The 25,699-nt window shown below is 72.6% G+C and carries 20 protein-coding genes; 8 read left to right on the top strand and 12 right to left on the bottom strand.

The features are described from left to right. Positions 1–11: 11 nt before the first annotated feature. Positions 12–1,178 carry a xylose isomerase gene (gene xylA / locus ACFYMP_RS08830; RefSeq protein ID WP_388852803.1) on the bottom strand — a complete coding sequence of 389 codons (1,167 nt, stop codon included), beginning with the start codon at positions 1,176–1,178 and terminating at the stop codon, positions 12–14. 217 nt (positions 1,179–1,395) lie between these two features. Here xylA and xylB point away from each other — a divergent pair, with 217 nt between their 5' ends. The 3 genes from xylB to ACFYMP_RS08815 all read left to right on the top strand — a co-directional run bounded on the left by xylB (position 1,396) and on the right by ACFYMP_RS08815 (position 5,015). Beyond that, on the top strand, positions 1,396–2,856 hold the full coding sequence (gene xylB, locus ACFYMP_RS08825; protein ID WP_388852800.1) for a xylulokinase: 1,461 nt from the start codon (positions 1,396–1,398) through the stop codon (positions 2,854–2,856). A gap of 181 nt (positions 2,857–3,037) precedes the next feature. Then, positions 3,038–4,210 (top strand): ROK family protein, encoded by a 1,173-nt coding sequence (locus ACFYMP_RS08820; protein ID WP_388852797.1) that lies wholly within the window; start codon positions 3,038–3,040, stop codon positions 4,208–4,210. Between the two features lie 199 nt (positions 4,211–4,409). After that, positions 4,410–5,015 (top strand): N-acetylmuramoyl-L-alanine amidase, encoded by a 606-nt coding sequence (locus ACFYMP_RS08815; RefSeq protein ID WP_388852794.1) that lies wholly within the window; start codon positions 4,410–4,412, stop codon positions 5,013–5,015. A 62-nt stretch (positions 5,016–5,077) separates the two neighbouring features. Here ACFYMP_RS08815 and ACFYMP_RS08810 read toward each other — a convergent pair whose 3' ends face one another. The 6 genes from ACFYMP_RS08810 to ACFYMP_RS08785 form a co-directional block, all read right to left on the bottom strand. Further along, on the bottom strand, positions 5,078–6,037 hold the full coding sequence (locus ACFYMP_RS08810; protein ID WP_388852791.1) for a PfkB family carbohydrate kinase: 960 nt from the start codon (positions 6,035–6,037) through the stop codon (positions 5,078–5,080). Beyond that, on the bottom strand, positions 6,034–7,515 hold the full coding sequence (locus ACFYMP_RS08805) for a purine-cytosine permease family protein (RefSeq protein WP_388852788.1): 1,482 nt from the start codon (positions 7,513–7,515) through the stop codon (positions 6,034–6,036). Before ACFYMP_RS08805 ends, ACFYMP_RS08810 begins: the two co-directional genes overlap by 4 nt. 108 nt (positions 7,516–7,623) lie before the next feature. Next, on the bottom strand, positions 7,624–8,625 hold the full coding sequence (locus ACFYMP_RS08800; RefSeq protein WP_388852785.1) for an ADP-ribosylglycohydrolase family protein: 1,002 nt from the start codon (positions 8,623–8,625) through the stop codon (positions 7,624–7,626). Further along, positions 8,622–9,341, bottom strand: coding sequence for a GntR family transcriptional regulator (locus tag ACFYMP_RS08795; RefSeq protein WP_388852782.1), 720 nt, complete (start codon positions 9,339–9,341; stop codon positions 8,622–8,624). Before ACFYMP_RS08795 ends, ACFYMP_RS08800 begins: the two co-directional genes overlap by 4 nt. A 179-nt stretch (positions 9,342–9,520) precedes the next feature. Further along, positions 9,521–12,928 carry a CARDB domain-containing protein gene (locus ACFYMP_RS08790; protein ID WP_388852779.1) on the bottom strand — a complete coding sequence of 1,136 codons (3,408 nt, stop codon included), beginning with the start codon at positions 12,926–12,928 and terminating at the stop codon, positions 9,521–9,523. Positions 12,929–13,503: 575 nt separating this feature from the next. After that, positions 13,504–14,436 carry an NADP-dependent oxidoreductase gene (locus ACFYMP_RS08785; protein WP_388852776.1) on the bottom strand — a complete coding sequence of 311 codons (933 nt, stop codon included), beginning with the start codon at positions 14,434–14,436 and terminating at the stop codon, positions 13,504–13,506. Between the two features lie 339 nt (positions 14,437–14,775). Here ACFYMP_RS08785 and ACFYMP_RS08780 point away from each other — a divergent pair, with 339 nt between their 5' ends. The 4 genes from ACFYMP_RS08780 (at position 14,776) to ACFYMP_RS08765 (ending at position 19,817) form a co-directional block, all read left to right on the top strand. Next, positions 14,776–16,332: a Y4yA family PLP-dependent enzyme gene (locus ACFYMP_RS08780; RefSeq protein WP_388852773.1), complete on the top strand. Its 1,557-nt coding sequence runs from the start codon at positions 14,776–14,778 to the stop codon at positions 16,330–16,332. Continuing rightward, positions 16,322–17,641, top strand: coding sequence for a pyridoxal-phosphate dependent enzyme (locus ACFYMP_RS08775; protein WP_388852770.1), 1,320 nt, complete (start codon positions 16,322–16,324; stop codon positions 17,639–17,641). The genes ACFYMP_RS08780 and ACFYMP_RS08775 overlap by 11 nt, the downstream gene beginning before the upstream one ends. A gap of 62 nt (positions 17,642–17,703) precedes the next feature. After that, entirely contained in the window at positions 17,704–18,927 is a 1,224-nt protein-coding gene (locus ACFYMP_RS08770) for an aminotransferase class V-fold PLP-dependent enzyme (RefSeq protein WP_388852767.1), read from the top strand. Between the two features lie 134 nt (positions 18,928–19,061). Next, positions 19,062–19,817, top strand: coding sequence for a class I SAM-dependent methyltransferase (locus tag ACFYMP_RS08765; RefSeq protein WP_388852764.1), 756 nt, complete (start codon positions 19,062–19,064; stop codon positions 19,815–19,817). Positions 19,818–19,863: 46 nt separating this feature from the next. Here ACFYMP_RS08765 and ACFYMP_RS08760 read toward each other — a convergent pair whose 3' ends face one another. The 3 genes from ACFYMP_RS08760 to ACFYMP_RS08750 form a co-directional block, all read right to left on the bottom strand. Then, positions 19,864–20,022, bottom strand: a complete 159-nt coding sequence (locus tag ACFYMP_RS08760; RefSeq protein WP_388852761.1) for a hypothetical protein — start codon at positions 20,020–20,022, stop codon at positions 19,864–19,866. Between the two features lie 348 nt (positions 20,023–20,370). After that, positions 20,371–21,903 carry a DEAD/DEAH box helicase gene (locus tag ACFYMP_RS08755; RefSeq protein ID WP_388852758.1) on the bottom strand — a complete coding sequence of 511 codons (1,533 nt, stop codon included), beginning with the start codon at positions 21,901–21,903 and terminating at the stop codon, positions 20,371–20,373. A gap of 309 nt (positions 21,904–22,212) precedes the next feature. Further along, on the bottom strand, positions 22,213–22,416 hold the full coding sequence (locus ACFYMP_RS08750; RefSeq protein ID WP_363143492.1) for a cold-shock protein: 204 nt from the start codon (positions 22,414–22,416) through the stop codon (positions 22,213–22,215). 894 nt (positions 22,417–23,310) lie between these two features. On the opposite strand from ACFYMP_RS08750, the gene ACFYMP_RS08745 reads away from it, so the two are divergent. Then, on the top strand, positions 23,311–23,955 hold the full coding sequence (locus ACFYMP_RS08745; protein ID WP_388852754.1) for a hypothetical protein: 645 nt from the start codon (positions 23,311–23,313) through the stop codon (positions 23,953–23,955). 29 nt (positions 23,956–23,984) lie between these two features. Here ACFYMP_RS08745 and ACFYMP_RS08740 read toward each other — a convergent pair whose 3' ends face one another. Together ACFYMP_RS08740 and ACFYMP_RS08735 are read right to left on the bottom strand one after the other, a co-directional pair. After that, on the bottom strand, positions 23,985–24,938 hold the full coding sequence (locus ACFYMP_RS08740) for an NADPH:quinone oxidoreductase family protein (protein ID WP_388852751.1): 954 nt from the start codon (positions 24,936–24,938) through the stop codon (positions 23,985–23,987). 124 nt (positions 24,939–25,062) lie between these two features. Next, positions 25,063–25,698: a helix-turn-helix domain-containing protein gene (locus tag ACFYMP_RS08735; RefSeq protein WP_388852748.1), complete on the bottom strand. Its 636-nt coding sequence runs from the start codon at positions 25,696–25,698 to the stop codon at positions 25,063–25,065. Position 25,699: the final 1 nt, after the last annotated feature.

The raw sequence follows: 25,699 nt of genomic DNA, 5'->3' as shown, positions 1-25,699 counted from the left end.
GACCGCGCGGGTCAGCCCCGGACGCCCAGCAGGTGGTCGATCGCGAGCTGGTCGAGCGCCTCGAAGGCCATGCCGCGGGCCGCGGCGACCTCCGCGTCGAAGCTCTCGTACGCCGATTCGTCCGCCAGGAGGCCCGCCAGACCGTCCTCGGCGGTGGGCGCGGCGAGCTGGTCCAGACGGGCCGCGCGCAGCGCCTCCTGGACCTTCGGGTCGGCCCGGAAGGCGGCGGCCCGCTCCTTGAGGATCAGGTAGTTGCGCATGCAGCCGGCCGCCGAGGCCCATACGCCGTCGAAGTCCTCGGTGCGCGGCGGCTTGAAGTCGAAGTGGCGCGGCCCCTCGTAGCCGGCCGTCTCCAGCAGGTCCACGAGCCAGAAGGCGGACCGCAGGTCACCGGCGCCGAAGCGGAGGTCCTGGTCGTACTTGATGCCCGTCTGGCCGTTGAGGTCGAGGTGGAACAGCTTGCCCGACCACAGGGCCTGCGCGATGCCGTGCGCGAAGTTGAGCCCCGCCATCTGCTCGTGGCCGACCTCCGGGTTCACGCCGTACATCTCGGGGCGCTCCAGGCGCTCGATGAAGGCGAGGGCGTGCCCGACGGTGGGCAGCAGGATGTCGCCGCGCGGCTCGTTCGGCTTCGGCTCGATGGCGAAGCGGATGTCGTAGCCCTGCTGGACGACGTACTCGCCGAGCAGGTCGAAGGCCTCCTTCATCCGGTCCAGGGCCAGGCGGATGTCCTTGGCACCGCCCGACTCGGCGCCTTCCCGGCCGCCCCAGGCGACGTAGGTCCCGGCGCCCAGCTCGACGGCCAGGTCGATGTTGCGGATGACCTTGCGCAGCGCGAAGCGGCGTACGTCACGGTCGTTGGAGGTGAATCCGCCGTCCTTGAAGACGGGGTGGGTGAACAGGTTGGTGGTGGCCATCGGGACGACCAGTCCGGCGGCGTCGACCGCCTGGCGGAAACGCTTGACGATGCCCTCCCGCTCGCTCTCCGTGGAGGCGAAGGGGATCAGGTCGTCGTCGTGGAAGGTCACGCCCCAGGCGCCCAGCTCGGCGAGCCGCTGCACGGACTCGACCGGATCGAGGGCCGGGCGGGTGGCGTCCCCGAAGGGGTCCCGGCCCTGCCAGCCGACGGTCCACAGACCGAAGCTGAACTTGTCCTCCGGGGTGGGCTGGTAGTTCATGTGCGGCTCCCTCGCCTATTTCGTCATGCCGGTTTACAAATTAGACTCCCGAGGCGCACCTGTGAAGAGCGGGGGCCGGAAAGCCTTCACCCCGCGCTCGCCGGGCTCCGCTCCGGGGCCGCGGTACTGGACGCGGCGGCCGAAGACGGGTAGCCCTTCGGGCAGGCGTGGCAGCGGCCGGCGCGGGACGCGGCGGCCTCCCGGAACGGAGAGAGTGATGACAGCACCCGAGCAGGCCGAGGGCCCGTTCGTCGTCGGGATCGACAGTTCGACGCAGTCGACGAAGGCCCTGGTCGTGGACGTACCCACCGGGCGGGTCCTGGCGAGCGGCCAGGCCCCGCACACGGTGACGGGCGGCACCGGCAGGGAGTCCGATCCCGAGCAGTGGTGGAACGCGCTGACCGACGCTCTCGCGCAGTGCGGTCCGGCGGCGCGGCAGGCGGCGGCCGTGTCGGTCGGCGGCCAGCAGCACGGACTGGTGACCCTGGGCACCGACGGCAGGCCGGTGCGGCCCGCGCTGCTGTGGAACGACGTCCGCTCGGCGCCGCAGGCCGAGGCGCTGATCGAGCGCCTCGGCGGGCCCAAGGCGTGGGCCGAGCGCACCGGCAGCGTTCCGGGCTCCTCGTTCACGGCGACCAAGTGGGCCTGGCTGGCCGAGCACCAGCCGGAGGCGGCGGGCGCCACGGCGGCGGTGCGCCTGCCTCACGACTACCTCACCGAACGGCTCACGGGACGCGGCACGACCGACCGGGGCGACGTCTCGGGCACCGGCTGGTGGAACGCGTCGACTGAGGAGTACGACCGGGAACTGCTCGACCTGATCGGCCTCGACCCGGCGAAGCTGCCGGAGATCGTACGGCCCGGGGAGGTCGCGGGCACGGTACGGGAGACGGCGGGGCTGCCGTTCGCGGCGGGCACCCTGGTCGCGGCCGGCACCGGGGACAACGCGGCCGCGGCCCTGGGGCTCGGGCTGCGGCCGGGCACCCCCGTGCTGAGCCTGGGCACCTCTGGCACGGTCTACGCGGTCTCACGACACCGCCCCGCCGACCCGAGCGGCACCGTCGCGGGCTTCGCGGACGCGCGCGGCGACTGGCTGCCACTGGCCTGCACACTCAACTGCACCCAGGTCGTGGACCGGGTCGCGACGCTGCTGGGCCTCGGCCGGGAGGCCGTGCAAGAGGGCGGGGAGGTGGTCCTCCTCCCGTACCTGGACGGTGAACGCACCCCGAACCTGCCCGGCGCCTCGGGCCTGTTGACGGGGCTGCGCCATGCGACGAGCGGCGGACAGCTGCTCCAGGCGGCCTACGACGGAGCGGTGTACTCCCTCCTCGACGCGCTGGGACTGGTCCTGGGGCAGGAGTCCGGTGACTCCCGCGAACCGCTCCTGCTGATCGGCGGCGGGGCGCGCGGGAGCGCGTGGCAGCGCACGGTGCTGCGCCTGTCGGGCCGTCCCGTGCAGGTGCCGCAGGCGAGGGAGCTGGTCGCGCTGGGCGCTGCGGCCCAGGCGGCGGGCGTCCTGACCGGTGAGGACCCGGCCGCGGTGGCCCGGCGCTGGGGAACGGCCGACGGACCGGTCCTGGAGGCGGTCGAGCGGGACGGGGCGACCCTCGCGCGTATCGCCGGGGTACTCTCCGACGCGGCGCCGCTGCTGGGCGGCGGTAGGACATCCCGGGCGTGACCGGGTCCCGGAGGTGAGGGACGGCGCGGGCGGCCGGACGACGACGAGAGGCGAGGCGGCGGGCGTTGAGCGTGCGAGCGTACGACGGTGGGCGGACCGGCGGGGCAGACCGGGCGGCGGGGCGGCGCCCGCCCGCCGTCCGGGCGGGCGCCGCCGCTCCCTGCGCGAAGGCGGGCCGGCGATGACCGCGGCGCTGCCCGACACCCAGCAGGGGATGCGGCGTCGCAACCTGTCCCGGGTCATGCACACGGTCGCCGCCCACGGCCCGCTGTCGCGGGCGGGGGTCGCGGCGCGGATCGGGCTGACCCGGGCCGCCGTCTCCACGCTCGTCGACGAACTGATCAGGGCCGGTCTGCTGGACGAACTCGGCCCGCAGCGGCCCGGCCGGGTGGGCCGTCCCGGTTCTGCGCTCGCGGTCAGCCCGGAGGGGCCGGCCGGGCTCGGCGCCGAGATCGGGGTGCACCATCTCGCGGTGTGTGCGATCGACCTGAGTGGAGCCGTGCGGGTACGGGAACTGCGCCCGGTGGACAACCGCGACCGGGCGCCGGAGCCGGTCCTCGCCGAACTCGGCGCCCTGGTCGAGGAGGTGACGCGGCGGGCCCGGGGTCTGGGACTGCGGCCCGCGGGGCTCGCCCTCGCCGTCCCGGGCCTCGTGGCACGTGAACAGCCGCTCGTGGTGCGGGCGCCCAACCTCGGGTGGGTGGACGCGGACCTCGCTCCGCTGCTGCCGCGCGGTCTGCCCGTCACCGTCGACAACGAGGCCAACTTCGGCGCCCTGGCCCAGCTGTGGACGCAGGAGGAGTCCGCCGAGGACTTCATCCACGTCTCGGCCGCGGTCGGTATCGGGGCGGCGGTCGTCCTCGACGGCCGGCTGCTGCGCGGCACGCACGGTTTCGCGGGTGAACTGGGGCATGTGCCGGTACGGCCCGAGGGACCGGCGTGCCCCTGCGGGGGCCGGGGCTGCCTGGAGCAGTACGCGGGGCAGGAGGCGGTGTGGCGGGCGGCGGGCCTTCCCCCCGGGACCGGCGGGATCGGTCTGCTCGTGGACCGTGCGGAGAGCGGGGACAAGGCCGTGCTCAAGGCGCTGCGGGGCGCGGGCAGCGCGCTCGGCATCGCCCTGTCCGGCGCGGTGAACCTGCTGGACCCGCACGGGGTCGTGCTCGGCGGGGCCCTCTCCCCGCTCGCCCCGTGGCTGCTGCCGCCCCTGCGCAGGGAGCTGACGCGTCGTACGGCGACGGCGAGCCGTCCGGTCTCGGTGTCCGCGCTGGGCCGGGAGGGGCCGCTCCTGGGCGCGGCCCACTCGGTGGTCCGCGCGGTCCTGGACGATCCGGTGGCGGTATCCGTCGCCGGCTGAGACGGCGCCGCGAGGGTGTCCGCCGGGCGCCGATTCCCTGGCTGTGGCGGCGTGTTGGGCGAAGGACCGCCGGTTTTCGGACAGAGAGGGCCGGGAATCGCCCCGTCTCCTTCCCGGGCCGGTTCCCAGCCCGTACCTTCGTTCACCCTGGCCGCGTCCGGCGGCGGACCCGGCGGCCCCACCAGGAGACGAGGCACCCATGGACCACGCGAGACCGTCGCTGCCCGGCCGGCGCGCACTCCTGCGGGGGGCCGCGCTGGCCGCCGTACCCGCGGCGCTGCTCTCCGGCGGCCCGGCCCAGGCCGGGGAATCGGTGTCCATGGACTACCCGGGCTCGGAGTGGGTCCCCGCGAGCGCCTCCAACTACACGGTGGCCACGCGCCCTTCGCAGTATCCGGTGGACTACGTCGTCATCCATGTGACGCAGGAGTACTACCAGGACACCCTGAACATCTTCAAGAACCCCGCCAAGCAGGTCAGCGCGCACTACCTCGTACGCTCCGCCGACGGGCACATCGCGCAGTGCGTGCGGGAGAAGAACGTCGCCTGGCACGCGGGCAACTGGGACTACAACACACGCAGTATCGGGATCGAGCACGAGGGCTGGGTCGACCAGCCGAAGTACTTCACCGACGCCCTGTACGCGGCCTCCGCCAAACTGACCGCCGCCGTGTGCGACACGTACGGCATCCCGAAGGACCGCACCCACATACTCGGCCACGTCGAGGTGCCCGGCACCGACCACACGGACCCGGGCAGGCTGTGGGACTGGACGAAGTACCTGCGGCTGGTCAACCTCTCCTGAAGCGGGCTGTGCCGGGGGCCGGGAAGTGACCTTCCCGGCCCCCGGCACAGCCCCTTTTCCATTTACCCCAGGGCGTCCGCGACGCGTCGCGCGAGCGGGTCGGAGCCGAGGAAGGCGAGCAGTTCCGCGCGGTCGGGTGCGGTGGCCGGGCCCTTCCTGCTGACGGCGTGCGCCGCCGCCGCGTTGGCCGCGCGCGCCGCCTCCGCGGCGGGCAGTCCGGCGCCCAGGAGCGCGAGGAAGGCGCCGACGTGGGCGTCGCCCGCGCCGTTGCTGTCCACGGCGGTGACCGGGAATCCGGGGACGTGGAGGGCCGGCTCGTCGGCGAGCGCGAGCACACAGCCGTCCTTGTCGGCCCGTACGAGAACCCCCGCGCCGGGCCGCAGAAGCGTCCGCAGCTCCTGGGCGGCCGCCTTGCCCTGTGCCCCGGTCAGCAGCCCCGCCTCGCGGCTGTTGCAGCTGAGCCAGTCGGTGCGGGCGAGGACCGGTGCGAGCACCTCGGCCGGGATGTCGGCGACCAGCGGCCCCGGGTCCAGGCACAGGACGACGTCCTCGGGGAGCCCGGCCACCAGACCGGCGAGCAGCGGGCCGTTGCCGGGCAGGGCGAGCGCGTAGCCGGAGAGCTGGACGGTGTCCCCGGGGCGCAGCTCCTCCCGGACCCGTCCGGTCTCCCCCGCGGTGAGGGCGCCCTCGATGCCGAAACTCGTGACGAAGGTGCGTTCGCCCTGGTCGACGAGGGCGACGGTGAACCCGGTGTCCCCGTCGGTGCGGGCGGGCAGCAGCAGAGCGACGTCCTCCCGCGCGAGGGCCGAGCGGACCAGATCCCCGTAGGGGCCGGTGCCGTGCAGGCCCGCGTACACGGCGGGTGCGCCGAGTCTGCGGGCCGCGACAAGGGTGTTGAAGCCGCCGCCCGCGGTCAGTTCGGTGCGCGTGGCGATCACGTCCCCGCCGCGTTCCGGCAGCGCCGGGACGTCGAGGACGAGGTCGGCGATGACGTTGCCGACCAGGACGAGCCGGGAGCTCATCGAAGGGCCTCCTGAGTGGGCTGCGGGCTGCTGTCGGCGGACGGGCCGGCGGAGGTGTCACGGCCTGTCCGGCCACCGAGGGCGTAGAGGACGGCCGCCACGGCCATGGTGATGGCCCAGCCGAGCCCGTTGGTGCCCAGCCAGGTGTCGGCGAACGGGCCCGAGAACCACACGTCGTCGGCGCTCGTGGACGCCTCGGTGAACAGGAGCCCCGCCACGATCGCGAGTGCCCAGGCGGCCACCGCGGGCAGCCGGAACCCGGCGGTGTACCAGTAGCGGCTGCTGCGGGTGCGGTCCATGAGGGCTGCGGGGTCGTAGCGCCGACCGCGCGCCGAGTCGACGAGGACGATGCCGATCCAGGCCGAGATGGGCACGGCGAGCAGGGTGAGGAAGGTCGAGAAGGGGCCGTAGAAGTCGCCGGCGACGAGCATGAAGTAGATGCCGCCGAGGAACATCAGCAGGACGTCGATGCCGACCGCGAGGGGGCGCGGCACCCGGACACCGAGGGTGATCATGGTGAGGCCCGCGGAGTAGGTGGACAGGTGGTTGGACATGAGCAGTCCGCCGAAGGCCGCGACGAGGTAGGGGACGGCCATCCAGGAGGGCAGCAGGGAGTTGATCGCGGCGACCGGGTCGGCGGCGCTCGCGAGGGTCGAGTCACCGGCCGACAGCAGGGAGCCGAGCGAGACGAGGACCACGAGCGGGATTCCCGCGCCGAAGGCCGAGGCGGTCACGAGCCGTCCGGCGGGGACCGAGCGGGGCAGGTAGCGGGCGTAGTCGGCGCCGGCGTTGGCCCAGCCGATGCCGGTGCCCGCCGCGATGAACCCGATCCCGCCGATCACCGCGCTCGTGGGGCCCGCGCCGGCGTTCAGCACCTTGTCCCAGTCGACGGTGGAGACGAGGAAGCCGATCACGACGAGGTTGAGCACCCCGAACACCACGGTGGCCCACTTGTTGATCCACATGATGGTGGCGTGGCCGAGCCCGCTGATCAGCAGGGTGCACGCGATGAACACGAGGAGGCAGACCAGTGTCAGTACGGTGCTCTGCCCGACGCCGAAGAGGTGGTTGAGCAGGGCGAGCAGCGCGTAGGCGGCGGTCGTGGTGGTGATGGTCTCCCAGCCGACCCGGCTGAGCCAGCTGATGAGGGTGGGGCCCGCGTTCCCGCGCTGGCCGAAGACGGCGCGCGAGAGGGTCAGGGCGGGGGCGCCGCCCTTCTTGCCCGCGAGGCTCAGCACACCGACCAGGGCGAAGGAGCCGACCGAGCCGAGGACGGCGACAAGGATCGCCTGCCAGATGTTGAGCCCCCGGAAGGCGACCAGGGTGGCCCCGAGGGGCAGTCCCAGGATGCTGATGTTGGCGGCGAACCAAGTCCAGAACATCTGGCTGGCACGGCCGTGGCGTTCACTGTCCGGGACGGGTTCGATGCCCCGGGTCTCGACGGTTCCGACGCGATCGTTCGTCTTTGAAACGGTCATGACGGACCTCCTTGCGTGGTGGTGCGGTGGGGGCTGGGGCCGTGGGCGGTCCGCTCCCCGGCGCCGCGCGGTTTCGGGGCGCGGCCCGGGGCGTGCGGGAGGCGCGGCTCAGCGGAGGGCGAGCAGGCGGGTCGCGAGCGGTTCGAGGTCGAGGGAGTTGACCTCGCGCAGGGTGCGGACGGCGTCGGCGGGCAGCGCCGAGAGACCGTGGACGGAGCCCGCGACGGCTCCGGCGATGGCGGCGATGGTATCGCTGTCCCCGCCGAGGTTCGCCGCCATGAGCGCGGCCCGCCAGGGGTCGCCCCCGGTGAGGGTCAGGACGGCGAAGGCGGCGGGTACGGACTCCTGGCTGGCCACGCTGGTGCCGACGAGGGCGCAGATCCGGTCCAGAGCGGTGCTCTCGTCGAGTCCGGCGGCGAGTTCACAGGCCCACTCGATGCGGGCGGCGATGTCGGCGCCCGCGATCCAGTGGCCGCGGCGGGCCCCGGACCGGGCGGCCTCGACGGCGGCGGCGACCGCCTCCTTGAGGCTGCCCCCGGCGACTCCGGTGCTGACGGCGGCCGCGACCGCCGCGGCGCCCGCGATGCCGACGGTGGTGTCGTGGGTGACCTGGCAGGATTCCACGACCCGGTCGAGGAAGGGCTCCAGCGGACGGCGGTCGAAGGCGATCCCGACGGGGGTCACCCGCATCGCGGCGCCGTTGGTGGAGCCGTTGCGGCCCGCCTCCTTCGGGGGCACTCCGCGGGCGACGGCCTCCAGGGCTGCCTTCGTGGAGGGGCCGAGCAGGTCCAGCGAGCCCTTGGCCCGCATGTCCTCCTCCCAGCCGATGAGTTCCTCGGCCAGGCGCAGCGGGTCGACGGTGCCCCGGCCCTCGACGATCAGGCGGCCGACGATGACGGCCTGATCGGTGTCGTCGGTGACCGCTCCGGCCGGCATCCCGGCGCTGACCGGGTTGTCGGGGCGGGCCGGTTCGAATCCCGTGAGATGTCCGTAGACACGGGCGACGTCCGCGCGGGACATGACCTGGGTGGGCATGCCGAGGGCGTCACCGAGGGCGAGGCCGTAGTAGGCGCCGAGGGCGCGGTCGAGCTGTGGGGGGTGGGTGGTCACGGGTGGCCTCCGGGGCCTGAGCGTACGTGCAGTTCGAAATGGGCCGGGTCGAGAAGGCTCGTGATCTGTTCCACCACGGAGCCGTCCGCCGCCCGGTAGACCTGGGACAGGTGGAGGAACGCCTCCCCCGGGGTGCGGTGCAGCAGCCCGGCGTCCTGCGCGCCGAGACCGCGCACGGTGACCTTGCCCTCACTGGAGTGGGCGATGCGGCCGTGGGCGAGGAGGGTCTTGTTGAGGGACCCCTCGCGCAGACCGGTGTGCGCCACCTCGGCCAGAGGACCGACGGCCGGTACCCGGCTGCGCTCCAGCGAGACCCCCGGCCCGCCGTCGAGGCGGCGCACCCGGTCCAGGGCGAGGAACACGTCCTCGCCGAGTCCGAGGCTGCCGGCCAGCGCGGGATCGGTGACCGTGTCGAGGCGCAGGACCTCGGTGGTCAGGGTGGTGGCCTGTCCGGCCAGCGCGTGCGTCCAGCCGAGCCGGTTGTCCAGCGGCGTACCGTCGAAGGTGACGATGGAGCCGATCCCCGCGTGGGTGGCGATGAGCCCTTCCTCGCCGAGCGCGTGCAGGGCCTGCCGCAGGGTGGTGCGGCTGACACCGAAACGCTTGGTCAGCGCGTGTTCTCCGGGCAGCCGGCTCCCCCGTTCGTGGACCCCGGCCCGGATCTCGGCGGCGAGGACCTCGGCGATGCGTTGATGTTTATGTACCTGTCCAGGCATGTCTAGAACATAGACCCGCTGCCTCGCCCCCGTCCAGACCCGAGTGACGTACGTCCCTTTCCGGCCCCGGCCTCTCGCGTCGGCGCGGGTCTGCCGCGCGCACGAACGCCTCCCCTCTCTTCCGTCCGGACCGGACGGAAGAGAGGGGAGGCGGAAACGTGGACCGTACCCCGCCGGGGTCAGGGCTTGTTCGGTGTTCCGTTGATGACGAACTGCGAGCCGGGTTCGACGCGCACGTCGCCGTCGGCCGAGTTGCTGATCGTCACGTTGGACAGGGTCGCGCTGCCGCGCGCCCCGCTCATCGCGAGGATGCCGGAACCGTTGTTCGACTTGTCGATGCGGACGTCGTTGATCTTCACGCCCGGTATCGCGCCGCCACCCGTCTTGAACTGGATGCCGTCGTAGGTGGAGTCGAGGATGTCGGTGTCCCGGATGGTGACGCCCGGGATGTCCTGGCCCTGCGCGAACAGGGTGATGGCCCCGAACTCCTGGTCCTCGTTCCAGAACGCGCCGCCCGTGCGGTGCAGGGTGTTGCCCGCGATGAGGGTCTGCCCGGAGAACGGGAGCGGGTCGTGGTCGGTGGCCAGCATGATGCCCGGGTAGTTCATGGTGTCGGAGATGACGTTGTTCTCGATGGTGTTGCCGAAGCCGCCGTAGACGGCGATGCCGTTGGCCCGCCACGGGAGCTGGATCGTGTTGTTGCGGAAGTGGTTGTTGGAGCCGACGTCCACCGAGGTGTCCTTGACGTACTTGCTGGCCCAGACGGCGAGCGAGTCGTCACCAGTGTTACGGAAGGACGAGTTGTAGACGGTGGAGTTGCGGGTGCCGTTGGCGAAGTTGATGCCGTCGGCGTAGGTGTTGCGGATACGCATGCCGCTGAACTCCAGCCCGTCGCCGGGGCCCCACAGCTCGGGGATGTTGGAGTAGTCGCGCCCGGCCCAGACCGCGACGTTGGCGTGCTCGATCCACACGTTACTGATCTTGGTGTCCTTGCCGAAGCGGCCGTTGAGGCCCACTCCGCCCTCCGCGTTGCCGTCCCCGCCCCGAATCGTGCCGGAGCCGAAGATGGCGATGTCGGAGATCTGCGTGTTGTCGTCGATGTCGAAGCCGAAGTTGCCCTCGTGCGGGTGGTTGATGCCGCCCGCGTCCTGCGGCGCGGTGAGGGTGTAGAGCTGCGAGTGCCACATGCCGGCGCCGCGGATCGTGACGTCACGGATGCCGACCTGATTGTACTGGCCGCGGTTTTGCGGGTCGTCGGTCAGGATCTTCTGCTCCTGACGCCACTGGCCGGCCGGAATCCAGACGCAGGAGATCTGTCCCTTCTGGTCGGCGGTGACGGCGCGCTGGATCGCGTCGGTGTCGTCGATCCCGTCGTTGGGGACGGCCCCGTACTCGGTGATCGAGGTGCAGTTCGCGGGCTTCGCGGTGGGCGCGGCGACCTGTTCGAGGTCGATCAGGTCGATGACGTAGAAGGCGGCCGAGTCGCCCGCGTCGCGCTGGAGTCGGAACTTGGTGCCCTGGGGGTAGGTCTGCGTGAGCAGCGCGTGGGACTCGTCGAACAGGCGCCTGGCGTCACCGCCGGGGCGGTTGGTGAGTCCCTCGGGGTCGTCGGTGCTGCCGTACAGCCAGCTGTGCTTGGAGGTCAGGTTCAGCTTGCGGACGAACTGGCCGTCCGCGTACAGGCTGATGGTCGCCTCGGCTCCCCCGCCGCCGGCGGCGTCCGGGATCGAGTTGCGTACGACGATCGAGTTCGAGGCGGTGGTGGAGGTGAACTCCACGTACTCGCCGGTGGAGTTGAGCCGGACCGACTTGCGTCCGGAGGACTCGGTCGCGAAGTTGGTGTGGCCGAAGGTGCGCTTGGCGTCGGTGTTGAGCAGGGTGCCCTGGTAACGGGCGTCCTCCGCCTCGTACTCGGTGTACGGCACGGCGGCGCCGCGTCCGACGACGATGGAGCGGGCGAAGACGTTGTTGTTCTCGTCCGTCTCGGTGACCGTGTTCGTGGCGTCGGCGGTGGCGGTGAGGGTGGCACCTCCGCTGGTGGCCTTCCAGGTCCCGGAGATCGCGACGGTGACGGACTCGCCGGCGGGAACGGCGGGGGTGGTGCCGTTGAGCGTCGTCGTCCCGGCCGTCAGACGGGTGACGGTGCCGGCCGGGACGGCTGTGGTGCCCCGGTTCTGGACGGACACCGAGAAGCTGACCGAGGCTCCCACGGCCGGGTTCTCCGGGTTGGTGGTGATGGAGCGGACCAGCAGGTCGGGTCCGGGGCTCTGCGAGACGACGAGCCGCGAGGCGGCCGTGCGGCTGTTGTTGCCGTTGTCCTGCTCGATGACGGTGTCGGTCGGGTCGACGACGGCGGAGACCGTGTACGAGCCCATCGCCTTGCGGCCGACCTCGACGGAGACGGTGGCGGAGGCACCGGCGGCGAGCGCGGGGACCTGGGCGCTGCCCGCGACGGCGCCTTCCAGGCTGACGTCGACCGTGGTGGCGGGCGCGGCGGCGGTCCCGGCGTTGCGGACGCCCGCGCGGACGGTGATCTGGTCCTTCTCCGACGGGGTGGCCGGGGTCCAGTTCAGGTCGGTGAGCGTGAGGTCCGGGTTGGGCGCGGCGGTGCCGACCACCTGGACCTCGGCGACCTGGGCCCCCGGGGCGCCGGTGTTGGAGGAGAAGGCCAGCCGGATGTCGGCGGCCCGCGCCGTGACGGGGATCGTCACGGTGTTCTTGTTCCCGGCCGGGCTGAAGGCGTAGTCGGCGCGGCTCTTGAGCGAGGTGAAGCCGGAGGCGGACTGGCCCCGGCCGAGCACCTCGATGGCCTGGGTGCGCGCGGACCACGCGGCGTCGGGGTTGAGTTTGACCACGACGGCCTGGACGTCGGCGTCGGCGCCGAGCTTCACGGTGAGCGAGGCGGGCGTGCCGGCCGACTCCCAGTAGGTGGTGAGGCTGTCGTCATTGGCGTTGGCCGCGACGAACGACTGGGTCGTCGAGGAGGCCTCGATGGGCTTGTTGCGCGCGAGGTTGGTGCCGTTGACGGGCGGGTCGCCCGGGTCGGTGCCACCGCCCCCACCCCCACTGCCGTAGACCTCCACCTCGGAGAGCTGGGCGGCGCTCCAGCCGGAGTTGGCGCTCACCTGGACGCGGACGTGACGGACCTCGGAGGCGGCGAAGTCGAGCGTGACGGTATTGGCCGAGGAGGGGGTGAACGACCGGGCGGCGGAGGCGGCGAGCGTGGTGAACGAGGAGCCGTCAGCGCTGCCCTGGACGCTCAGCGTCTCGTTGCGCGCTTCCCAGGTGGTGGGGAGCTTGAGGGTGACCCGGTTGACGGAGGTGCGTGTGCCAAGGTCGACCTGGACCCACTGGGGGAAGGCGTTGTTGGGGCCTTCCCAGTACGACTGCTGGCTGCCGTCGGTGACGTTGCCCGCCGCGTACGGGCCGTTGACGCCGCTCGCGGTGGCCGGGCGCCCGAGGGCCAGGTTGGGGCCCGGCGCGGCCGCGGCGGCCTGGGCCGTGGTGGCCGGGAGGAGTCCGAGGGCGATCAGGCAGGCCGCGAGCAGGCCGGTGATCCACCGCCGGACGGTTGGCTTCCGTCTCATGCTGTTCCTCAGTTCGACGAGGGGGAGGAGAGGGGGTGCGTGGACGTGCGGAAGTGCAGCCAACGCGCGGCAGCGGAACGGGAAGCCCCGGCCAACCGACGGCTTGGCAGTTTTTTGAGCAAACTAGTCAATGTTTTGCGAGCACTTAGTGGATAGATTTCTGTCAGGTCAAGGTTTTGTCAACGGCCGCGACAGCACTCGCACCCCGCGTTACCTATCTGTCACATGAGGTGAGACCGGTCGCCGTCCCCGGCGCCCGCATCCGGCCCGCTCACACGCCGGTCACGGCGACCCGGGTGCCGCCGCGGAGCGCCATCCCCGAAGGTGCTGACGCGGTGACGGGTTTCTCGCGCGGGAGCACCGCGCCACCGCCGTGCGGAGCCGCGTCGTGGCCGATGAGGGACACCGTGGCCCCACAGCAGGACGAGCGCACGGGCGCGCAGGCGCACAGGCGCACAGGCGCACAAAGGCACAGGCGCACCGAGGCACCTCACAGGACCGCGGCGAGCACGCGGACACACCGCGACCGTCGTGAGCGGCGGCCTCGCAGGCCGCGCGTCACTCCCCGCCTGGACTCAGGGAACGAGGACGATCTTTCCGTGGGTGTGGCGCTGTTCGAGTGCGGCGAAGGCGTCCTGGACCCGGTCCAGCGGGTAGGTCGCGGCGATCGGGATCTCGACGCGGCCGGCGGCCACCAGTTCCGTCAGTTCGCCGAGTACCTCGCGACTGGAGGCGTCGGCGCTCCCCTTGGTGAGCGCCCCGGCCTCCTGGGCCTTCGCGAAGGAGATGATCGTCTCGATCCGGTGCGGCGGGACGCCGAGGTCCAGGGCGAGTTGGACGTACTGGGGGCCGAAGAGGTCGATGAAGGCGTCCACGCCCGTGGGGGCCGCCGCGCGCAGGGCGTCTTCGAGTCCCTCGCCGTAGGGGAGCGGGGTCGCTCCGTGCCCGGTGAGCCAGTCGGCGTTCGCGGCCGAGGCGATGGCGAGGGTGCGCGCGCCGCGCACCGCGAGCAGCTGGACGACGACGCTGCCGACGCCACCGGCCGCCGCCGAGACGGCGACCACCTCCCCGGGCCGCGGCGCCACCGCCTCGACCGCCGCCCACGCCGTGCATCCCACGACGTACAGGGCCCCCGCGACCTCCCAGCTCAGGGCGGCGGGCTTGCGGATCAGCTGATCGGCGGGCACGACGGCGTGCGTGGCGTGGCTGGAGCGCCGCCACGAGTAGCCGAGCACCTCGTCACCGGGCACGAAGTCCTCGACACCCTCGCCCAGGGCGGTGACGACACCGGCGAGATCGCTGCCCTGCCCGGAGGGGAAGGCCGACGGGTACAGCTCGCGCATGGCGCCCGAGCGGATGGCGGCCTCTCCGGGGTTGATCCCCGCCGCCCGGACCTCCACGAGCACCTCCCCCGCCGAAGGCTCCGGCACCGGCACCCCGGCGACGTACAGGACGTCCCGGTCGCCGTAGCGGTCGAAGCGCACGGCTCGTGCCTGGGTGGTGTTCATGTCTCTCCCTGGACGGGTGGACGGCGGCCCCGAAGAGCGCGCTCCGCGACGTCTTTGCGGCAAAGGCGGCGCGTCGAGGAGACGGGCCGCTTCCGATTCTGTCGCCCCCACCCCTCCCCCGCATCCCCGCGCCCGCGTCGTGCGCCGGTGGAACGCGGGGGCGGGAAGGGGCCCTCGCGAGCCAAACTCGGTTACCCAGGCATGGAGGCCCCGCCACCTGGACAGCATCGATATGACAATCATGTCAGAAAGGGGGCTCTCGTCATCCGGTTCACCCCCGCGCCCACCCCGGACCGCCCCGCCCGGACCTGTGCCTCCGTCGGAAAGTGAGTGCCCTCCTTGCCCGCCGCCCCCCTGTACCTGGAGCCGAGGCTCGCTCCGCGGCTGACGTCGTTACTGGCCTCCGGCGACTTCCTGCACCCTTTGGTGGACGGGCTCGGCACCCCGCTCAACGTGGTGCTGCCCGAGCAGATCGCCGAGAACGTGCGGGGCTTCCGCTCCGTCTTCCGCCGCCACCACCTGCGCGGCGCCGTCCACTTCGCGCACAAGGCGAACCGGTCGAGCGCCCTGGTGCGCCGGCTCGCGAGTACCGACGCCTCCTTGGACGTCGCCTCCCTGGAGGAGCTTCAGCACGCGCTGTCCTGCGGGTTCACCCCGGAACGGATCGGCGCGACGGGCCCCAAGGAGCCGGAGTTCCTGTGGCTCGCGGCGCGCACCGGGGTCACGGTGAACGTCGAGGGCGCGGCCGAACTCGACGCGCTCGCCGCCCTCGTGCGCCGCCACCGCCTGCGCCGCGCCCGCGTTCTGCTGCGGCTGTCGGACTTCGCCGGCGAGCGGGCGGGCGGCGGCGTGCGCCTGTTGAGCCGGCGCAGCCGGTTCGGTACGCCGATGAGCGAGTTGGACGCCCTGCTGAAGGTCGCGGACCGGCACCGGGAGGCCGTGGAGGTCGCGGGGGTCGCGTACCACCTGGACACCACCAGCCTCCAGGAGAAGGCCGCCGCCCTGGAGGGCTGCGTACGGGCGATGAACGAGTGCCTGGAACACGGCCTGCGGCCGACGGTGATCGACATCGGGGGCGGGTTCGGCGTCAACTACCTGGCCCACGAGGCCCAGTGGGAGACGTACACGACGCAGCTCACGCTGGCCGCGCTCGGCCGCCGGCCGCCGATGACCTGGCGCCGCCACGGCTACGGGCTCAGCAACGACGGGGGCACGCTGCGCGGGAGCCTGGAGCTGTACCCCTCCTACCGGCAGGTGGCCGGGGCGGACTACCTCGACACGCTGCTCACGCACGCCGCCCCCTCGCTCGGCCGGCCGCTCGGCGAGGTCCTGCTGGAACACCTCTTCGACCTGTCGGTGGAACCGGGCCGCGCTCTGGTCGACCAGTGCGGGGCGACACTGGCCCGCGTCCTGGAGGTGCGCGGCGGGGACGAGGCGGAGGAGGTCCTCACGGTGCGCCTCGGGATGAACGCCGACGACTGCGCCCTGGAGGAGCACGGCATCCTGCTCGATCCGGTCCTGGTACCGCGCCCCGGGGCGGGGCGGCGGGAAGCGCGGGAGGGCGGCAGGCCGGTCCGCGTGTACCTGCACGGCAACCTGTGCCTGGAGTCCGACCTGATCACCCGCAGGATCGTGCATCTGCCCCGGCGCCCCACCCCGGGCGACCTGCTGGCCTTCCCCAACACCGCCGGATACTGCATGGACTTCAACGCCTCGCTCGCCCAACGGCGCCCGCCGGCCCGCAAGGCCGCGGTCCACCGCGCGGGCGGCACCTGGCACTGGAGTCTCGACGATCTCTACTGGCCCCTGCACGTGCCGGAGGACCCGGCGGACACCGCCGCGCGCCCCCCGGCCGCTTCCACAGCCGACGTACACGAGGGATTACATGAGGTATGACAGCGTTCTCGACACCATCGGGGACACCCCGCTGGTGCGTATCGACCCGGCTGTGCACGGCCTGCGCAACATCGACCTGTACGCCAAGCTCGAACTCGCCAACCCCTTCGGCTCGCTCAAGGACCGGGCGGCCTGGAACATGGCGCGCCCCGGGCTCGCCTCGGCCGTCGAACAGGGCGGCCGGATCGTGGAGTTGTCGAGCGGGAACACCGCGAAGGCGCTGGCCGTCATCGCGGGGATGCACGGAATCGGCTTCACGAGCGTCACCAACCGCATGAAGATCCCCGAGATCAAGGAGCTGCTCCTGCTGCTCGGCGCGGAGATCGAGGAGCTGCCGGGGCGGAGCGAGTGTCTCGACCCGAGCGATTCCGAGGACCCCCTGACCCTCTTCCACCGGCGTCTGTCCGAGCCGGGCAACCCGGCTCTGCACACCGACCAGTACTTCAACACCCGCAACGCCGAGGCGCACGAGAGCGGAACGGGGCCGGAGATCGTGGCCGACCTCGACGGCCGGGTGCCCGACTGGTTCGTGGCCGGGGTGGGGACGGCCGGGTCCTCGTCCGGGGTGGCCCGGTCCTTTCGCGAACGCGATCCGAAGGTGCGGGTGCTCGGCCTGGTCGCCGGCAAGTCGGACTTCGTGCCCGGTATCCGCAACATCGACGAGGTGCAGGAGGTGGGGCTGTTCGATCCGGCGAACTACGACCTGATCGACACGGTCAGCTCCGACGACGCGATCGACGGGATGCTCGTGCTCAACCGGCGTTGCGGCATCCTCGCCGGGCCCACGGGCGGCGCCGCCTACTTCGGCGCGGTGCGCCACCTGCGCGAGGTGGACGCGGGGCTCACGCACCGCGCGACCGCCGTGTTCATCGTGTGCGACCGGGTGGAGAGCTATCTCAGCTACGTGCGCGGGCGGCGGCCCGAACTCCTCGGGCGGCGCCCCGCGGACAACTCCCTCGGCTCGCTCTCGGAGGCGGACCTGGACACGGCGACGGTCATCGGCGTGGACGAGGCGCAGGAGTGGCTCCTGCACGAACGACCGCTCGTCGTGGATCTGCGCGGCCCCTACGCGTACGCCGCGCTGCACATCGAGGGGGCGATCAACATCGTCGACGAATTGTTCGAGGAACTGCTGCGCGGCGGGCTGCCGTTCAGCAAGAAGCAGCCCGTCCTGCTGGCCTGTCCGGTGGGCGAGAAGTCCGTCCGGTACGCGGCCCTGCTGAGCCGCATGGGCCATCCCGACGTCCGCAGCCTGTCCGGCGGTATCGTCGCATGGCGCGACGCGGGCGCCCCGCTGGTCCGCGAGTGAGCGCTCGTCCCGGCCCCTGCCCCGCCCCCTGTTTCTTCGCCGCACTCAGAAGGTGACGTCCCATGACAGTCCCGGGTCCCGCCACACCGGAAGCGGTGGCGTCGGACGAACCGCCCGTCTGGCAGCGGGAGGTGCGCGCGCAGTTCCCGATCATCACGTCCCATCCCCGCCTCGCCTATCTCGACAGCGCGGCGACCGCCCAGAAGCCGCAAGCCGTCCTGGAGGCGGTGCAGACGTACCTGACGACGTCCAACGCGAACGCGGGACGCGGTACGTATCCGTGGGCCAACCGGACCACCCGCCTGGTCGAGGAGGTCCGTGAGCGCGTCAAGTCCTTCCTGGACGATCCCGAACCAGCGTGCTCGCGCGTGCACTTCGTGAGCGGGACGAGCGAGGGGCTGCGGATCGTGGCCCGTGACTGGCTGGCCGGGCAGCTCGTGGACGGCGACGAGATCGTGATCCCCTTCGCCGACCACGAGGCGAACGCCGCGCCGTGGCTGGAGGCCCGTGACCTGCTGGCGGCGCGCGGGGTGCGCGTCGCCGTCCACGAGCTGCCGTGCCAGCCCGGTTCGGGGGACTACGACATCCCCGCGCTGAGGCGTCTGCTCTCCCCCCGCACCCGGTTCGTCGCGGCGACGCACGTCCACCACGTCTACGGCCAGGACATGAACGTCCACCGCATCCGGGAGGCGGTCGGCCCGGACGTCGTGATCTGCCTCGACGCGGCCCAGAGCGTCGGTCATCTCCCGGTGTCGGTGCGGGACCTGGACGTCGACTTCCTGGTCTTCTCCGGGCACAAGGCGCTGGCCCTGCCGGGCACGGGGGCGGTGTGGTCGCGCGGAAGGCGCGGCGCCCCCTTCGCCCCGGCCGGCTGGGAGGGCACCCCGAACACCGTGGGCATCGCGAGTCTCGGAGCGGCCCTCGACTGGCTCGACGCGACCGGCCTCGAACGCATCGAGCGGTGGACCGTGGACCTCGCGGCGCGACTGACCGAGGGGCTGCGCTCCCTGCCGGTCTACGAGGTGGCCGGCTGTCAGCTCAGCCTGGCGCGTGACTCCCCCGTACAGCGAAGGCACGGCATCGTGACCTTCCGGCACCGGGACATCGACGCGGCGGACCTCGGGTTCATCCTGTTCAGCCACGGCTTCATGGTGCGGGCTGACGCGCTGTGCCAGGCCGGCGGCGGTGAGAAACGCGGTTCGGTACGGGTGAGCCTGCACGCGTACAACACGCCCGCGGAGATCGATCGTCTGCTGGAGGTGCTGGCCGGACTGACCCCGCGCTGAACCGGGCGAGCCCTCCCGGTGTCACCCGTTTGACGCCTCGTCGATTTGCACCTCCCCCGGTTTTTGGAAATGATTTTCACCTGTAGGTTCGGGGTCTGTGCGCACGGACGACACGGTAGAGGTGGTAGTGCGAGATGAGTGTGAGCATGCCGACGGCCGCGCGGTGGGTGAACCGCTGGGAACAGCAACAGCAGCGGTACGCCATCGACCGGGAGGAGCGCTTCGTCGTCGTCGCCGACGTGGTGGAGCACGTCACGGCGGGCCAGGACCGGCCGCGGGTGCTGGACCTGGGCTGTGGCCCGGGTTCGCTCCCGGCCCGCCTCGTACGGCGGCTGCCGGGGGCCGAGATCGTCGCGGTCGACATGGACCCGGTCCTGCTCGAACTCGCCCGCGCCCGGCATCCGGACGCCGCCCGGTACGTCGAGGCGGTGATCGGCGAGCCGGGCTGGACCGAGCGTCTGGCCCTGTCCGGGCCGCTGGACGCCGTCGTCTCCACCACCGCCCTGCACTACCTGTCCGAGCCCGTGCTGCGGCGTACCTACGCGCGGCTGACCGGGCTGCTGCGGCCCGGCGGGGTACTCATCAACGCGGACCACCTCTCGCAGGACGCGCTCGGCGTCGCCGAGATCGCGGCGTACGTCGGGACCCGGCGCGCGGAGCGCCGGCACGCCTTCGACCACGAGGACTGGGAGACCTGGTGGGCCGAGGCGGAGCGCGACCCCGAACTCGCCGACCTGTGCGCGCGCCGCCGCACGGGCGCCTCGGCCGGCAACGCCGGATCGCTGACCCTGGCCCGGCACGTGGAGCTGCTGCGCGAGGCCGGGTTCGGCCCGGCGAGTCCCGTGTGGCAGGTGGGCAACAGCTACGTCCTGGTCGCCGTCAGGGAGTGATCGTGGCAGCGCCGACGCCGTGCCGGGCGCTGCGGCACGGACCGGATCAGCCGGTGCTCAGGTAGACGCCGCCCGCCACCACGATCACGGCGAAGACGAGGAAGACACCGATGAAGAGCAGCAGCTTGCCGACGGCGGGAGCGGGCTCGTAGGAGCGCGGCGCCGGGGCTTCGCCCGGCTCCGGGGGTGGATCGGTCGAGTTCACGGCCGTTCCTCTCGTGCTGGCAGTGGGTCGCCCGCGGCCGGGCCGTCGGCGGGGGACCGAGACGCCCCCGGCCCGCTCCCACCGTACGACGCGCCCTCGGGACGCCCGAGGGCGGCTGTCCGCCCCGGAAACGCGGACGTGCGGGGGGGCCCCGCGGCCCGGGGGGCCCCGGCGGGGGGGGGGGTTGGGGGACGGGGGGGGGCGCCCCCCCCCCCCCGGCCGGCGCGCCCCCGCGGGGGGGCGGCCCCCGCCCCCCCCGCGCGCCCCCCCCCCCCCCCCCCCCGCGCGCCGCCCGCCGCCCGCGCGCCCCCCCCCCCCCCCCCCCCGCGGACGGTGAGCGATTTCCGGTCAGGCGGCGTCGCGCCGCACCCGCGCGGCCTTGCGCGCCTCGGCGGTCTGCCGGGCCTCCGACACCCGTCGCGAGGAGCCACCGGAGCGGCCCGGCCTGCTGCCCATGCCGCGGAAGGGGGCACCGCCCCGCTGGCGGGGCCGCTCGGCGGCGACCGGCGCGGCGACGACGGGCACCCCGGAGGGGGCCTTGGCCCCGGTGATGCGGCTCAGCTCGGCCTCACCGGAGTGGACCTGCGTGACCTGCGGAGTGATCCCGGCGGCGACCATCAGCCGGCTCATCTCGCGCCGCTGGTTGGGCAGGACGAGCGTGACGACGCTGCCGGACTCCCCGGCGCGGGCGGTACGGCCGCCCCGGTGCAGGTAGTCCTTGTGGTCGGTGGGCGGGTCGACGTTGACGACGAGGTCGAGGTTGTCGACGTGGATGCCCCGGGCGGCCACGTTGGTCGCGACGAGCGCGGTGACGTTGCCGTTCTTGAACTGGGCGAGCGTGCGGGTGCGCTGCGGCTGGGACTTCCCGCCGTGGAGCGCGGCCGCCCGGACACCGCTGCTCAGGAGGTGCTTGGTGAGCTGGTCGACGGCGTGCTTGGTGTCGAGGAAGAGCATGACGCGTCCGTCGCGGGCCGCGATCTCGGTGACCGTGGCGTACTTGTCGGCGTTCTGCACGTGCAGAAGGTGGTGCTCCATGGTGGTGACCGCGCCCGCCGAGGGGTCCACGGAGTGCACGACCGGGTCGTTGAGGTAGCGGCGCACCAGCAGGTCGACGTTGCGGTCCAGGGTCGCCGAGAACAGCATGCGCTGTCCGCCCGGACGGACCTGATCGAGCAGCTCGGTGACCTGCGGCATGAAGCCCATGTCGGCCATCTGGTCGGCCTCGTCGAGGACGGTGATGCTCACCTGATCGAGGCGGCAGTCCTTGCGCTCGATGAGGTCCTTGAGCCGGCCGGGCGTGGCCACGACGACCTCCGCGCCGGAACGCAGCGCCCCCGCCTGCCGGCCGATCGACATGCCGCCCACGACCGTGGCCATGCGCAGCCTGAGCGAGCGGGCGTAGGGGGTGAGCGCGTCGGTGACCTGCTGGGCCAGCTCCCGGGTGGGGACGAGGATCAGGGCGAGCGGCTGCCGCGCCTCGGCTCGCCGCCCGGCCGTGCGGGCCAGCAGCGCGAGCCCGAAGGCGAGGGTCTTCCCGGAGCCGGTGCGGCCCCGGCCCAGGACGTCCCGGCCGGCGAGCGTGTTGGGCAGCGTGGCGGCCTGGATCGGGAAGGGCTGGGTGACGCCGACGGCGCTGAGGGTGGCGAGCAGCTCGGCCGGCATGTCGAGGGCCGCGAAGTCCTCCACCGGAGGCAGCGCGGGCGTCACGGTGACCGGCAGAGCGAACTCTCCCTGCACCGAGGGACGCCGGCTGTGACCGCCGGAGCGGTTGCCGGGACGGCCCTGTCCCTGGCCCTGCGGGCGGAAACGGGCACCCCGGTCCCCGCCGCCGGAGCGGCGCGGATTGGAATAGCGGTCGTTCGTGCGAGATGAGCGGTTCACAGAGAACCTTTCCTCGATATGGCACGTATCGAGGAATTCCCGGCGAGAGTGCGCCGCACGAATCACAAGAACGAGCCGGACAAACAGAAGGAGCGGCAGCGGCGGACCGGATCGGACCGCCGTGACGCGGTGCGCCGGACCGTCGCATTCCACCGGATCGGTGAGTACGGCGCGGTCGGACGCGGAGGGGGGCACACGCAGTGGCGTGTCACCGCCCTGAGCACAGCTTACGGGGCGCGGCCCCGAAAACGGCAATGGGCTGGGGCCCGCACCACGGGTGCGGGCCCCAGCCGAGTCCTTCGCCAGGTGTCAGGCGGGGACGATGTTCTCCGCCTGCGGGCCCTTCTGGCCCTGCGTGACGTCGAAGTTCACCTTCTGGCCCTCCGTGAGCTCACGGAAGCCCTGGGTGGCGATGTTCGAGTAGTGAGCGAAGACGTCGGGGCCGCCACCCTCCTGCTCGATGAAGCCGAAGCCCTTTTCGCTGTTGAACCACTTCACGGTACCGGAAGCCATGTACGTCTCCTTCGGAGCAGTGTCCGGCACCCGCACTTTACGGGCACCGATGTCGCCGCAATGTGCCCCGTCCGGAGAAAATCACCAGAAATACAAAAGTGCCCGGCCGCCGAAACGGCCGAAGGCACTTGAAGTTTATGGGAACCACAACTGCAACTGGATCAAGATTAGCACGGTTGGGCCGCCGTGGCACGGTGCACTGCCCCGGGTTTTTCCGGGCAGCCACAAATCCTGCCCACACTGACGAGATTTTCTGATACGGCTGGGACAGATTTGGTGGGCGCCTCAGGAGAATCCTCGCAGGATGGCCCGGAATCCCCGGGAATCAGCGCATCCCCGGGGCGCCCCCGCCCCCCGGACACGCGGAGGCGGCCCGGCGGGTCGAACCGTCCGCCTCCCGGCGTGTCGACCGGCGCGGCCCGCGAGCACTCCCCCGGTCTCCGCGCACAGGACACAACGACGGGCACACTGTGCACAGTGCAGAATGGCCCGGCCGAATTGTGGGGCACAGCGTTCCGCGCCCACCGGCCGCGCACCCCGGGCCGCCTTCCTCCGCAGCCCGGCGGATTGACCCCTTCCGCGTTTCCCCCGCACCTGTCGACTCCGGCTCACCGTCCGCGAAAGGACGAGGTCACAGACACTTTCCGTGAAGCTCTGCGGACCGATGGCGGATATCGGCCGTCCCCTCGGCAATTGCCGTGCAAATGTGGCGGGAATTGAGCGGAGTTCACTGTCCCGGGCGCTGGATAATCGTGGCCCGACGAGGGATTCGCGACCCGGACGGCCTCGTGCGTAACGGCAGCCTCTTCGGCAGCTGCTCCTTCGGCGGAAAGCGGACCGCCTGCGCCCGCAGGTGACAGGGCCGGTTGTCGACGCGAAGGACTGCCTGCTGTCATGCACGAAGAGTTCCTGTGCCATGTCACCGCCTACGGCGTGAGCGGCGGTACCAGGGTGGGCGTACCGCTCGGTGTCTATCGTGCGCCCTCCCTGCCACTGGCGGTCGCGTGGCTCCGGGAGCGTGCCGACTGGCTGGCCCGGCTGCTCGACCCGGAGCCGGAGGCCCCGTGGCTGCCGGCCGGCTGCCTCGTCGAGGCGGCCGAACGGGCCTGGGCGGTGCCGGACGCGCTGCGGGCGTGGAGCACCGACATCGACGGGCACTTACGCCTCGCCGAGGACTTACTCGCCGGGGAACTCGTCGAGGTCCGCTGGCACGACGAGTCCGTCGAGTACGAGTTGCTCGCCGAGTCCGTGGACGCGGCCCGGATGCGCCGGGTGAGCCCTCCCCCCACGAGCGCCGGGGCCGGGGCCGGCGAGGTGCCGGGCGAGGACACGAGGCGGCGCGCGGCCGCCGCGGTGGAGGAGAGCGCGACGCTGAAGTTCGCGGCGGTACGGCTGGAGGCCCGCAGCCGGGGGCCGAACTCGTACTTCGGTCTGCGGGTACCCGCCCCGGCGCACACCCCTGACCCCCAGCGGGGCGGGCGGCCGGGCAGGAGCGGTGGCCTGCGCCTGCGGGAGCGGCTCAGCCGCCGGAGGAGCTGAGGCCCCGCCCCTGTGCCGGTGCCGGACGCTCAGGGAATGACGCAGATACGGCCGGTGCTGGCTCCGTCGGCGACCTTCTGCACCGCCTCGGCCGCCTGCTCCAGCGGAAGGCGTGCGGAGACCAGCGGGGCGATGGCGCCCTCGGCGGCGAGTTTCGTCAGTTCCCGGTGGCACGCGCCGATCGCCGCGGGGTCGTGACGGGCGTACAGCCCCCAGTGCAGCCCAAGGATCGAGTAGTTCTTGACCATGGCGTGGTTGAGCGCGGGTGCCGGGACGGTGCCGCTGGTGAAGCCGACGATCACGATGCGCCCTTCGAAGGCCACGCACTTCGCGGACTTCGCGTAGGCCTCGCCGCCCACCGGGTCGTAGACGACGTCGGCGCCCCGGCCGCCGGTGAACTCCTTGACCCCGGCGATCAGGTCGTCGGTGTGCCGGTCCAGGACGAGGTCGCAGCCCAGTTCGCGGGCGGTTCGCGCCTTCTCCGGCCCGCCGACGACGCCGATCACCTTCGCCCCGGCCGCCCTGCCGAGCTGGACGGCCGCGCTGCCGACCCCGCCGGCCGCGGCGTGGACGAGCAGCGTCTCACCGGGCCGGATCGCGGCTCGGCGGTGCAGCCCGAACCAGCCCGTCTGGTAGCCGATGTGCAGGGCGGCGGCCTGCGCGTCGTCCAGGGAGTCGGGGGCGGGCAGCGTGGCCGCCCCCTCCATGACGGCGTAGTCGGCGAAGCCGCCGTACGGGAGGGCGGGGGTTCCGATGACCCGTCGTCCGTCCTCGGTGCGGCCGCACAGCTCCACTCCGGGCGTGAACGGCAGGGGCGGCCTGATCTGGTACTGGCCCCGGCACAACAGCGCGTCGGGGAAGTTGACGTTGGCGGCGCTCACCCGGACGAGTAGTTGTCCGGGCCCCGGCACGGGCCGTTCCACCTCCGCGAGCCGCATCGACTCGACCGGTTCGCCCGTCTCCCGCACCTGCCATGCCCGCATCGGACCTCCAGCGCCTTCGGGGGTATGTCCTCGCCCGGCATACTAAGCGGTCGGTAAGACGCGGGGGAAGGCCCGGGAGCGGCCGGGTCCCGGCACGGGGACCGGGGCCGGGGCCGCTCACCGCTCAGTCCGCCGTACGCCGTTTCGGGCGGGCCCGGACGTGCATGCGCTCGCCCTGCGGGCCGAAGAGGCTGAGCACTTCGACGGGGTGGTCCTCGGCGGGCCCGAACCAGTGCGGCAGGCGCGTGTCGAACTCGGCCACCTCCCCCGGGGCCAGGACGAGGTCGTGCTCGGCGAGGACCAGACGGAGCCTGCCGTGGAGCACGTACAGCCACTCGTAGCCCTCGTGGGTGCGGGTGTCCGGCTCCTCCATGCCTTCGATGAGCATGCGGTAGGCCTGGAGGCCGCTGGGGTGGCGGCTGAGCGGGTACATCCTGCGGTTGTGCCGCAGGATCGGCTCCGAGCGCACCCGGGGGTCGGCCACGGGCCGGGTGCCGACCAGTTCGTCGAGGGCGACCTGATGGGCCCCGGCCAGGGACAGCAGGAGTTCCAGGGTGGGCCGGCGCAGGCCCGACTCCAGCCGGGAGAGCGTGGAGACGGAGATCCCGGTGGCCGCCGACAGCCCGGCGAGGGTCGCTCCGCGTTCCTTGCGCAGCCGGCGCAGGCGGGGCCCGACCCCGGCCAGGACGTCCTGGGCCGTTCGCGCCTCCCGGGCGGGGCCGGGCGCGTCGTCCGGGGCGTCCCGCAGCCGTTCGCCCATG

Origin of the sequence: Streptomyces sp. NPDC007088 (assembly GCF_042869355.1) — a bacterium.
GTDB lineage: Bacteria > Actinomycetota > Actinomycetes > Streptomycetales > Streptomycetaceae > Streptomyces.
The sequence above is the reverse complement of the archived record's forward strand: the minus strand, read 5'-3'. Positions and strand labels throughout refer to the sequence as shown.

What these genes read in the sequence shown, in the direction of transcription:
- xylA (WP_388852803.1), bottom strand. Translation starts at nt 1,178, where the DNA reads ATGAACTACCAGCCCACCCCGGAGGACAAGTTCAGCTTCGGTCTGTGG.
- xylB (WP_388852800.1), top strand. Translation starts at nt 1,396, where the DNA reads ATGACAGCACCCGAGCAGGCCGAGGGCCCGTTCGTCGTCGGGATCGAC.
- ACFYMP_RS08820 (WP_388852797.1), top strand. Translation starts at nt 3,038, where the DNA reads ATGACCGCGGCGCTGCCCGACACCCAGCAGGGGATGCGGCGTCGCAAC.
- ACFYMP_RS08815 (WP_388852794.1), top strand. Translation starts at nt 4,410, where the DNA reads ATGGACCACGCGAGACCGTCGCTGCCCGGCCGGCGCGCACTCCTGCGG.
- ACFYMP_RS08810 (WP_388852791.1), bottom strand. Translation starts at nt 6,037, where the DNA reads ATGAGCTCCCGGCTCGTCCTGGTCGGCAACGTCATCGCCGACCTCGTC.
- ACFYMP_RS08805 (WP_388852788.1), bottom strand. Translation starts at nt 7,515, where the DNA reads ATGACCGTTTCAAAGACGAACGATCGCGTCGGAACCGTCGAGACCCGG.
- ACFYMP_RS08795 (WP_388852782.1), bottom strand. Translation starts at nt 9,341, where the DNA reads ATGCCTGGACAGGTACATAAACATCAACGCATCGCCGAGGTCCTCGCC.
- ACFYMP_RS08790 (WP_388852779.1), bottom strand. Translation starts at nt 12,928, where the DNA reads ATGAGACGGAAGCCAACCGTCCGGCGGTGGATCACCGGCCTGCTCGCG.
- ACFYMP_RS08785 (WP_388852776.1), bottom strand. Translation starts at nt 14,436, where the DNA reads ATGAACACCACCCAGGCACGAGCCGTGCGCTTCGACCGCTACGGCGAC.
- ACFYMP_RS08775 (WP_388852770.1), top strand. Translation starts at nt 16,322, where the DNA reads ATGAGGTATGACAGCGTTCTCGACACCATCGGGGACACCCCGCTGGTG.
- ACFYMP_RS08770 (WP_388852767.1), top strand. Translation starts at nt 17,704, where the DNA reads ATGACAGTCCCGGGTCCCGCCACACCGGAAGCGGTGGCGTCGGACGAA.
- ACFYMP_RS08765 (WP_388852764.1), top strand. Translation starts at nt 19,062, where the DNA reads ATGAGTGTGAGCATGCCGACGGCCGCGCGGTGGGTGAACCGCTGGGAA.
- ACFYMP_RS08750 (WP_363143492.1), bottom strand. Translation starts at nt 22,416, where the DNA reads ATGGCTTCCGGTACCGTGAAGTGGTTCAACAGCGAAAAGGGCTTCGGC.
- ACFYMP_RS08745 (WP_388852754.1), top strand. Translation starts at nt 23,311, where the DNA reads ATGCACGAAGAGTTCCTGTGCCATGTCACCGCCTACGGCGTGAGCGGC.
- ACFYMP_RS08740 (WP_388852751.1), bottom strand. Translation starts at nt 24,938, where the DNA reads ATGCGGGCATGGCAGGTGCGGGAGACGGGCGAACCGGTCGAGTCGATG.
- ACFYMP_RS08735 (WP_388852748.1), bottom strand. Translation starts at nt 25,698, where the DNA reads ATGGGCGAACGGCTGCGGGACGCCCCGGACGACGCGCCCGGCCCCGCC.